5 protein-coding genes are annotated in these 11,365 nt (G+C 40.3%); 2 read left to right on the top strand and 3 right to left on the bottom strand.

Features of this window, described 5'->3' with window-relative positions; genetic code table 11:
- Nucleotides 1-477: 477 nt before the first annotated feature.
- Both HGD76_RS24815 and HGD76_RS05370 read right to left on the bottom strand, forming a co-directional pair.
- Entirely contained in the window at nt 478-5,970 is a 5,493-nt protein-coding gene (locus tag HGD76_RS24815) for an FG-GAP-like repeat-containing protein (RefSeq protein ID WP_210967730.1), read from the bottom strand.
- 733 nt (nt 5,971-6,703) lie between these two features.
- Nucleotides 6,704-8,587: a hypothetical protein gene (locus HGD76_RS05370; RefSeq protein ID WP_168695180.1), complete on the bottom strand. Its 1,884-nt coding sequence runs from the start codon at nt 8,585-8,587 to the stop codon at nt 6,704-6,706.
- Between the two features lie 419 nt (nt 8,588-9,006).
- Between HGD76_RS05370 and HGD76_RS05365 the strand changes: the two genes are divergently transcribed.
- Entirely contained in the window at nt 9,007-10,245 is a 1,239-nt protein-coding gene (locus HGD76_RS05365; protein WP_168695179.1) for an ATP-grasp domain-containing protein, read from the top strand.
- Here the strand turns inward: HGD76_RS05365 and HGD76_RS05360 are convergent.
- Entirely contained in the window at nt 10,152-10,358 is a 207-nt protein-coding gene (locus HGD76_RS05360) for a hypothetical protein (RefSeq protein WP_162471190.1), read from the bottom strand. The two genes, HGD76_RS05365 and HGD76_RS05360, sit on opposite strands and share 94 nt — an antisense overlap.
- Before the next feature lie 24 nt (nt 10,359-10,382).
- Here HGD76_RS05360 and HGD76_RS05355 point away from each other — a divergent pair, with 24 nt between their 5' ends.
- On the top strand, nt 10,383-11,285 hold the full coding sequence (locus HGD76_RS05355; RefSeq protein WP_168695178.1) for a succinate--CoA ligase subunit alpha: 903 nt from the start codon (nt 10,383-10,385) through the stop codon (nt 11,283-11,285).
- The last annotated feature ends 80 nt before the right edge of the window (nt 11,286-11,365 follow it).

Here is an 11,365-nt window from a genome sequence, read left to right as displayed (position 1 = left end):
GTTTTTGCGCTTTTTGGCGAAACATGATGGGGTGATTATATTAATGGGGAGTAAGCCAGGAAGCCAGGGAATAAATTCCCTGTCTTATAGCTAAAGTCGGTTAAGACCGACTAGTGGTCTGTCAATTTTCTATTTACAGCATATTTCGCTCTAATGAGGTACAAACTTGAATTATGAAACTCTTGTAGTGCGGGCATACTTCGACCCTTCGATAGGCTCAGGGCATCGCAAGCTCAGTACAAGTCTTGCCCGCTGGATATGTACCTCATAACACCGGAAAGTGCTGTATGGATGAGGTTTAGAGTTAATAGCCTCTCTATTTTCCCTCAATCTCACAATTTTTAGCTGGACAAACCACTAGTACCGCAGGGCGGAAGTCAAAAGTCAAAAGTCAAAACTAATATACAGTAGGCTTTTTGGCGATTGAATATGGTTGCTTTATTTACGCCGTGATGTACTAGGTAGATAAATTACCAACTAGTTAAATAGGAAGTTACTACCAAACAAATTAACATTCACATCAGCGTTAGTGAAACCATTTGTACTTGATAAAGTAATCAATAACTGTCCTGTGCCAAAACCAGTATTAGCAGCAATACCATCACCAATTCGGACTTCTGTATTTGCACCCAATGTAACCACATCAAGATTGGCAATACCTGTAAAATTCAGTTTATCGCCACCGCCACCGACACCGCGCACAAACTGATAAACTGTGTCTGTACCATCACCAGAAGCATAGTTAACATTATCCACAGCATTATCATTTAAACCTAAATACAGGATATCGTTACCTAAACCACCATTGAAGGTATCACTATTTGCGCCACCGATGAGGATATCGTTACCACTAGTTCCTGTCAGAGTCAGACTAGAAGGATTACCGATTTTACCATCACTATTAGCATCTATACCAAAAACAGTTTCTTTAGCCAAACCATCAGCAGAATTTAATGCGTATTGTCCTTCGGAAGAAACCCAATTCCAGTTACTATCTAAATGCCAGATATGCAGGAAGTTTCCATCAGTATTTTTCCAAAGAACTTGATTATCGCCATTAACGTTTTCTGCGGCTATAGTTTGCCATCCTGAGTAGATATCTTGGTAGATTGGTTGTCCACCATTTTTGATAGCGGTTGGGTTAGCTGTTCCAATTTGGGTAAAGTATTTGTTGGTGGCATCTTTGAGAAAGGTGGTATTACCGCTTGCTTCTATAATGGCATAGCCAATTTTGCCATCACCATTAGCATCTATACCAAATTTAGTTTCTTGAGTTAAAGAATCAGCCGAACTTAGTGCGTATTGTCCTTCACCAGAAAGCAAATTCCAGTTACTATCTAAATGCCAGATATGTAAGAAGTTTCCAGAAATGTTTTTCCAAAGAACTTGATTATCTCCATTGACGGTTTCTGCGGCTAAAGTTTGCCATCCTGTGTAGATATCTTGGAAGATTTGTTGTCCACCATTTTTGATAGCAATTGGGGTATTTGTGCCGATTTGGGTAAAGTATTTGTTGGTGGCATCTTTAACAAATTTGGTATTACCTGCTGATTCAATTGCGGTGTAACCACTGCCAATAACACCATCACCATTTGCATCTATGCCAAATTTAGTTTCTTGGGTTAAAGCATCAGCAGAATTTAATGCGAATTGTCCTTCAGAAGAAACCCAATTCCAGTTACTATCTAAATGCCAGATATGCAGGAAGTTTCCAGCCACATTTTTCCAAAGAACTTGATTGACTCCACTGACGGTTTCTGCTACTAGATTAACTACACTGACAGTTTCTGCGGCTAGAGTTTGCCATCCTGGATAGATATTTTGGGAGATTTGTTGTCCACCATTTTTAATAGCAATTGGGGTATTTATTCCGATTTGGGTAAAGTATTTATTGGCTGCATCTTTCAGAAAGGTGATATTACCTGCTGATTCTATAATTGCATAGCCAATAATACCATCACCATTTGCATCTATGCCAAAATTAGTTTCTTGAGTTAAAGCATCAGCAGAACTTAGTGCGTATTGTCCTTCAGAAGAAACCCAATTCCAGTTACTATCTAAATGCCAGATATGCAGGAAGTTTCCATCAGTATTTTTCCACAGAACTTGATTATCGCCATTAACGGTTTCTGTGGCTATAGTTTGCCATCCTGAACCGTAGATATCTTGGGAGATTTGTTGTCCACCATTTTTGATAGCGACTGGGGTATTTGTTCCAATTTGGGTAAAGTAGTTGTTGGATTCGTCTTTGACTAGTTTAGTATTACCTACTGATTCAATCGCAATATATTCAGGTAAATTGCTAATATTAATAGCTAATTGTTTTTCATAACTTAACCCCCCTTGGTCTGTGGTTTTGACTCTAATGCTATAACTATTTTTGGTTTCAAAGTCGAAAACTGCATTGGTTTTGAGTTGATTACCAACTATGGTAAATGATGCGTTATCGGTTGAACCTGTACCAGTAACTAGACTGTAGGTGAAGGTATTACCTGTATCCGGGTCAATAGTGATGAAAGAGCCAAGGACTGTGTTAGCTGCTACATTTTCATTTATGTTGGTAGGACTGGTAAGATTCAGCAGGACTGAGAGATTATTTTCATTTGCAGTTACCAAGTCCAGTTTTCCGTCGCCGTTGAAGTCTCCTCCAGTTGCATTAGTGGAATTAGCCCCCACAGTCAATGCAGTGGGACTACTGAAGCTGCCTGTACCTGTTCCCAACAGCAGTGAGATGTTATTGCTGCCAGACACTGCCAAGTCCAGTTTTCCGTCGCCGTTAAAGTCTGCTACTGTAACCCCTCCGGGATTAACTCCCAGAGCAAAATTGGTGGCAGTACCGAAGCTGCCTGTGCCTGTTCCTAATAGAATTGAGATGTTGTTGTCGTAATAGTTAGTCGTTACCAAGTCCAGTTTTCCGTCTTCGTTAAAATCTCCTACAGCAATGCTATAGGGACTAGCCCCTACAGCAAAGTTAGTGGCAGTACCGAAGCTGCCTGTGCCTGTTCCTAATAAAATTGAGACGTTATTAAAGCCCGGATTTGCGTTCGTCACTGCTAAATCCAGTTTTCCGTCGCCGTTAAAGTCGGCTACTGTAACTCCTAGGGGATTAACTCCCACACCAAAGTTAGTGGCAGTACCGAAGCTGCCCGTGCCTGTTCCCAACAAGACTGAGACATTTGCACTGTTAACGTTCGCCACTGCCAAGTCCAGTTTTCCGTCGCCGTTAAAGTCTCCTACTGTAACTCCTAGGGGATTAGCCCCCACAGCAACGTTAGTGGCAGTACCGAAGCCGCCTGTGCCTGTTCCCAGCAAGACTGAGATGTTACTATTGGCAGAACTAAACTGATTTAAGTTTGTTACTGCTAAGTCCAGTTTTCCATCACCGTTGAAGTCCCCCGTTGCGATGAAACCAGGATTAACCCCCACAGCAAAAGTAGTGGCAGTACCAAAGCTGCCTGTGCCTGTTCCCAAAAGAACTGAAACATTGTTGTTGACATAGCTTGCTATTGCCAAGTCCAGTTTTCCGTCGCTGTTAAAGTCTCCTACCTTTACGAAATGGGGATTAGTCACCCCAGGAATGTTAGTAGCTGTGGTGAAAGCGACATTAAATAATAAGTTGGTGGGTGCTTGGTTTGGTATAGTCGAGTCACTTACATCAATAATCTTTAACCCACCTTCACGATCAGCTACATAAGCGTAATTACCTACTACCTGCACACCCACAGGCTGGTCAGAAGTATCATAATTCCCCTTGAGAGTTGGAGTTAAAGGGTTACTGATGTCGATTATTCGCAGTCCATAATAATCAGCAACATAAGCATAGTTGCCTACTACTTGTACACCTCTAGCCTCGCCCGAAGTATCATAATTCCCCTTGAAGGTGGGGGCTGTCGGGTTGCTGATGTCGATTATTTGCAGTCCTGAATCAGCATCAGCTACATAGACGTAGTTATCTACTACTTGCACATCAAAAGCAGTGCCAGAAGTATTATAATTACCCTTGAGAGTTGGGGTTGTTGGGTTGGTGATGTCTATGATTTGCAGTCCTGAAGACAAATCAGCTACATAAGCGTAGTTTCCTACTACTTGCACGCCTTTAGCCAAGCCAGAAGTATTATAATTGCCCTTGAAGGTAGGGGCTGTCGGGTTACTTATGTCGATTATTTGCAGTCCTGAAGTCCAATCACCTACATAGGCGTGGTTACCTACTACTTGCACACTTATAGCAAAGCCGGAAGTATCATAATTCCCCTTGAAGGTGGGGGTTGTCGGGTTACTTATGTCGATTATTTGCAGTCCTGAATAACCATCAGCAACATAAGCGTAGTTACCTACTATTTGCACGCCTCTAGCCTCACCAGAAGTATCATAATTGCTCTTGAGGGTGGGGGTTTTCGGGTTGCTAATGTCGATGATTTGCAGTCCTGACCTTTCATCAGCTACATAAGCGTAGTTACCCACTACTTGCACTCCCTCAGCATAGTTAGAAATATTATAATTGTCGTTGAGGGTGGGGATTGTTGGATTGCTGATGTCGATGATTTGCAGTCCTGAATCACCATCCGCTACATAAGCGTAGTTACCTACTACTTGCACATCTCTAGCATAGTGAGAAGTATCATAATTGCCCTTGAGGATGGGGATTGTTGGATTGCTGATGTCGATGATTTGCAGTCCTGAATTACCATCTGCTACATAAGCGTAGTTGCCCACTATTTGCACACCTAAAGCCTCGCCCGAAGTATTATAATTGCCCTTGAAGGTGGGGGTTGTCGGGTTGCTGATGTCGATGATTTGCAGTCCTGAATTACCATCTGCTACATAAGCGTAGTTGCCCACTATTTGCACACCTAAAGCCTCGCCCGAAGTATCATAATTGCCCTTGAAGGTGGGGGTTGTCGGATTGCTGATGTCGATGATTTGCAATCCTGAATTACCAGTAGCCAGATAGGCATAGTTACCTGCTATTTGCACATCTTTAGCCCCGCCTGAAGTATTATAATAGCCCTTGAGGGTTGGGTTTGTGGGGTTGCTGATGTCTATTATTAAGAGTTGACTATCATCAGCTAAATAAGCGTAGTTTCCTACTACTTGCACACCTCTAGACGCGCCCGAAGTATTATAATTGCTCTTGAGGGTTGGGTTTGTGGGGTTGCTGATGTCGATTATTTGCAGTCCTGAAGAAAAATCAGCTACATAAGCGTAGTTACCTACTACTTGCACAGCTTTAGCACCATAAGATAACCAAGAAGAAAAAATACTATCAAGCTTGTTGTAACTTCCCTTAACAATAGGTTGGGCAGGGTTGCTAATATCAATAATATCCAACGTATCCCCTACTGCGTAGGCATAGTTACCCACCACTGTCACAGCCAAGGCATAGCTTAAAAAGTCCCATTCTCCCACTAACGTAAGTGCAAATACTCCCTGATAGGTGTTGAGGGTGTCTGCACGAAAAACAATATCCGACAAATAATGTAGAGACGTTCCATGGAACGTCTCTACATCTGTAACGGGAATATTAACCTCTAACTCCCAATTTCCCCCTAAAGCTGCATTTCCCGTTTTTGTGGCTGACGCGCTAATGGTTGCGTTGGTAATCTCATGTAACTTGCGAATAAATTCTTCCCCAGCATCCCCCGCAGCGACATTACAGCCATAGAGTAAAATGTTCTCGCTTTGCCAACGCGGCAATAAATCAGCATATTTACTGATATTATCTAAATTCAGTTGACCATTGCCTAAATACAAACATCCTGGAGAACCGTGGGAAACGATGTGAATGGTGGTTATTTGGGGATGTTGTTGTAAAAAGTCCGTAATTTCCTCAATTCCGTTTTGATTTGGGGAAAGAATCACCGCTTCTACACCCTCTACAATTCCTGTTTGTAGGGTCTGATAGTCGAAAACGGAGGCATCAATAAAAACAATAGTTGTCGCGGTTTGACGGAGAAAAGAGTTGCTAAACATATTTTTTTCCTTTTCACTTGGTAACTAAGCTTTCATACCCGCCCTGGAACTGAAGTTCCAGGCTAATAGCTAAAGTACGTTGAAACGTACTCTGATGACATCGAAATCAAAAATTATCCTATTTCTCGAATAAATACCGCTAAAATAGTCGGTTTTAACCGACTTGAGCTATTAGACAGGGAATTAATTCCCTGGCTCAAGTCTCTGATGACATCGAAATCAAAAATTATCCTATTTCTCGAATAAATACCGACAGAATAGTCTGTTTCAACCGACTTGAGCTATTAGACAGGGAATTAATTCCCTGGCTGGGAGGTACTTGACACTGTTGAGCAGTGGTAAACCTTTACAAATTCTTATCCAAACAGGTTAAATATGTATATGATGGTAAGATGTGTTATTTATAAACACAACCGTGATCTTTAAGTTATAAATAATCTTTTTGTGACACACACTTAGAGTCACGTATATGACATATATGCAATTGGAAAGTTATACTCAACACGGCTTAATTATTTGATTCTCCCGGTAGGGGTTTAGCAATGCTTAATGGTGTCAACTTAACGTAAAACCCATGATTTTGAATCAATCAGATCCCCGACTTCTTTAAGAAGTCGGGGATCTTGTCGTTTTATTATTGCAAGATAGTTCTTCCTTATCAATCTCATGATAACATCTCTGGGTCAGGATGTGTGTATACCGTAGGTCTTTCTTGTAAAAATTACCCAGTCCCCTACTGTGGTTGCCGCATATACCTTTCCTGTCCTTGGGCATTATAGATAAATACAGGAAGTTGAGCATTTTGACTAATGGCTGTGAGAGCATATTTCAAGCTTTGGAAATGACTTTGTATTTGTGGATTATTGGCTTGAAATAATCGGTCATATTCAGGAGTTAAGCGGACACTAATTTTCTGATTCTTGATAGTAAAAGTACAAATCTTAATGGTATTGGTACAAGTGCTATTGAGTTCAGCGCGAGTTTGAGTTAAATCACCATAGAGTTGGAATTGTTCTTGTGCCTGTTTTAGAGATGCTGTATAGGTTTCAATCAGGGGTTCAGCTTGATTGAAATAGGAAGTATCTTGATCCACTTGTTTAGCACTTTGTACAGCCTGTTCCCAGGACTTGACTGCTCCTTGCCATTGATTTTGATTACTATAGGCTTGAGCTTGATTAGCGGCTTTTATAGCTTGTTGATAGGATGTGGCTGCTAATTGTTCTTTTTTAGCGCGATCGCGGGCTACAATAATTTTTGGTTGGTATTCTGCTAATAGCTTGCGGGCATTCTCAGTTTCCAAACTATCTATAGGGATAATCTTTAAGGTATTAATTGCTGTCTGGAAATCAGATTCTACCTTTTGCCATTCGGATGCAGATTTAGCAGTGACTTGGCGTTTAGTAGCGTTTTCTCCTAAAGTTTTGGCATTGGCAATTTTTTGTACCCATGTTTCCTCTTTAAGCAACTGATCATTAACAGTTTTTAGAGTATTTTGATAATTTGATAAATTAGCTGTTACTAATCCATAGAGTTCATGACTTGGCTTAATTATCTCTAATGAGGTAATTGCCTCTCTCCACAACTTTTGTCTATTGCGTAACTCATCTAAACTCTGAGGAGGAGTTTGAGTTTTTTTCTGGGCTGAAGATCCTATTTGTAAGGCTTTTAGCACCTGGTTGATTTTTGTTGACTGTTCAGAAAAACTATTAACCAATACCTGAGAGTCTTGATAACGGGGAGACCACTCAGGAATTTCTTGCAAATCTGCAACTACTTTATCTAGTTGTTGTTGCATTGTTAATAAGTCTTTTTGTGATTTTGTCCGTTTGATCTGCTGCTGATACTCACTTTTAAATTGCTGTGCTGTTTGTAATTCTTTACATTCAAAAATTACACAACCACGATGGAGAACGAAAGCACCACTACTGGCAAGGAGGGCGATAACTACAGCCGTACCAATCATTATTGGTACGGGGGGAAGTGATAGTGATAATTGTCTTTTTCTGGGTTTGTCTGCGATATTCGCAAAAGGAGGAAACTTTTCTTCAATGTCTTCAATTTTCTCGACTTCGTTTTCATCCAGAGATAAATGTGAATCTGGTAGTAAATAATCTGAGAAAGATTCTTTGGAACTGGGAAGAAATGAATCAGTAATGGGTTCGTCTTCGGTTTCTGTAATTGGAGATGATGGTGTTTGAAGATCAGCAGAAATAAAGAGACTGTCTCTCTCATTTTCTATTTTCACTGTTTCTCTTTCTCTGTCTACTGTAGGACTTGGAAATTCATCCTCAGTTTCTTGTTCTGAATCTATACTGGGAATTTGAAAATCTAGGAAATATTGAGCATAGGGACGCTTTTCTCCAGCAATTCTCAAGAAAAATTGTACCCGTTGAGTTTGGTAGTTGAATTGCCATTGCAGTGCTTGTTCTAACACCTCAAAAACTCGCTGTGTGTCAACTAACACATCGGCAGGATGTTGAGTTAAAATCATCAATTCATCATTTCTGATGGCGCATTTGACCTGGAAATCCTGACTATCAAGCAGTTGAGCCACTAATTTTTCCTGCAAGATATCGCTTAAAACTTGTAGATATTGTTGTTGAACTGTTGCTTCCATAAAGCGTTACTGCCACTCTTTCTATATAGTTTTGATTATCAAGGGGACTGGGAATTTAGGATTAGAGACTAGTAGTTCGTCAAATTTATTTTGACGGGTTTTTGGTAGTGCGGGCCGAAAAGCCCGCGTGAGCGAGACGCTCACACTACAGTCCATCATTTTTATCTTGACAAACTACTAGTTTTACATCCAATAGAATCAGTTTCTAGCAGAAGGTTACATTTGTCACGAAGAATACAGTCAAGGGTGATAATTTAGACTTCTATTTTTTTATACAGCTAGATTATAAATTAGACAATCCAATGACAAAATAAATTTTCAGTTAAGCAAAACCAAATTCTATAATTTTCGGTATTGGGCAAAATATCAGATAGCATCTAAGAAAGCGCGTTAGACTTGTCAATACAAGGTGTGTCTCAATGGATTTATTGGAGTATCAAGTTAAAGAATGGTTTGGTAAAATCGGGATTCCGGTCTTACCATCTCAAAGAATAGACCATCCCACAGATTTAAAACGGTTAAAGATTCGTTATCCGGTTGTTCTAAAGTCTCAGGTACAAGCAGGGGAAAGGGAAAAAGCTGGTGGAGTTAGGATTGTAGAAACTACGATTGATGCGATCGCGGCTGCACAGAATATATTTAATTTACCAATTTGGGGACAATTGCCGGAGGTTTTACTGGCAGAATCGAAGTATGATGCCCAGGAGGAATTTTATCTAGCTGTAGTTTTAGATACTGCGCTGTGTCGTCCCGTTTTATTGGGTTGCACAGAAGCCAATATTGACTGGGAGACAGCAGGGGAAAAAATTCAGCACGTGGTGGTAGAACAGGAATTTTCGCCATTTTATGCCAGACGACTGGCTTTGAAAATGGGTTTGCAGGGTGAGTTGATGCAAACTGTGAGCGATATTGTCGAGAAGTTGTACCAGTTATTTGTGCAAAAGGATTTGGATTTGGTGGAGATTCATCCTCTGGGTGTGAACTCTGCTGGTCAAGTGATGGCGCTCAATGGTAAGGTTAGGGTGAATAAACAAGCTATTAATCGTCATCCTGAAATAGCTGAAATGGCTACGAAACTGGTTGGTCTTCTTCATGGTAATAAAAAAGGGAGCGGCTTGTTGAGTAGCTGGGATGGGATAGAAATGCCAGGTAAGATTTGTATATTAGGTAATGGGAAAGGTTCTGTGTTAACAACTTTGGATGAGGTTGTTAATGCTCATGGTAAGCCTGGTAAATGTGTCAATTTGCGCCATTCTTTTATGAGTGATACTAAACTGACAACTTTTGGCGATCGCCTGATTAGCAGTTTAACAAGTTTGGCCAGTGATGTGAATGGTCAAGTTATTTTAGTCAACTTTTTGGGGACTATTCCTCAAGTTGACCAACTCCCCGAAATTATTACCAAATTCCTCCATTTGGACAGAATTGAAATTACATCTCAAATGTCATCTTCCAATGGAAATAAAAATCAGCAACCATTAAATTTACCCTATTTAGTCCTCCGTTTGGCAGGTTCTGAATTTAATCATGTTAGAGAAAATTTAGTTCCACTACAAACCTCTAATCAATCGCTGATAGTTGTAGAAAATTTAGATGAAGCAGTTAAGGAAGCAGTTCGTTTAGCTAAGTTATCTGTGCAGAAAAAAGGGAATAGGTAAAAAGCAAGATTTTTACCAATTACAACGAACAACTGTACGGGCGAAGCATTTGGAGAACTATTTTTGGCAATGACCGATAATTTATCTTCCAAATGCTTCGCCCCTACTAACAACGAACAACTGACAACTAACAAAATATGAATTTAACAACAGAAAGTAAAGTTTTAATTCAGGGATTTTGTGAATTTATCTCAGCAACTCATATTGCTCAAATGCAGGCTTATGGCACAAATTTAGTAGCTGGTGTTAATCCTGGGTATGGTGGAAAACAAATATATAATCTACCAGTGTTTGATTTGGTAGAGGAGGTTGTGGCCAAATTTGGACAGATTGACACCACAATCATTTGTGTTCAACCTTATCAGGTTTTGGATGCAGCATTAGAAGCGATCGCCTCTAATATCCCCCAAATCATCATTACCACCGCTGGTGTCCCACCGCTGGATATGGTACAACTCCTTCGCAAAACAGAAGCTGGTGAGACTTTAATTATTGGCCCCAATAGTCCAGGAATTATCGTTCCTGGGAAAATTCTCCTGGGGACTCACGAACGCGAATTTTATATCCCTGGTTCTGTGGGAATTGTTAGCCGTAGCAGTACACTTACCTATGAAGTCGCTTGGGAATTAACAAAAGCGGGTTTGGGGCAATCAATTGGTGTTAGTATTGGTAGTGATGCGATTGTTGGTTCTTCATTCCTGCAATGGTTGCAAATTCTTGATGAAGATGAGACCACAGAAGCAATTGTTTTAATCGGACAACCTGGTGGAGAAAGCGAAGAAGCAGCAGCACAATATATTACAGAAGCAATTGATAAACCTGTAGTTGCCTATATTGCTGGTAGACACGCACCAACGACACAAAATTGGCAAGAAACAGGGACTTTAGCCAGTGTAATTGGACGTTCTGCGAATTTTGGTACAGCAGAAAGTAAATTGGCTGCTTTTAAATCTGCAAAAATTCCTGTCGCTGATAGTCCCTCTCAAATTCCTAAATTGCTGAAAAATATTCTCATTCCCCAAAGTGTAACCACTAAATAACAGCTAAACACAAAATTAGTATGTATTTATACGATTTTGAAATTTTTTGGTCGTTATACTTATGATTAGGTTCTACCTGG

The sequence above is a fragment of the Dolichospermum flos-aquae CCAP 1403/13F genome, assembly GCF_012516395.1.
In the GTDB taxonomy this organism is placed as follows: Bacteria; Cyanobacteriota; Cyanobacteriia; order Cyanobacteriales; family Nostocaceae; genus Dolichospermum; species Dolichospermum lemmermannii.
Note: the sequence above shows the minus strand (reverse complement) of the source record. Positions and strands in the feature narration are given on the sequence as shown.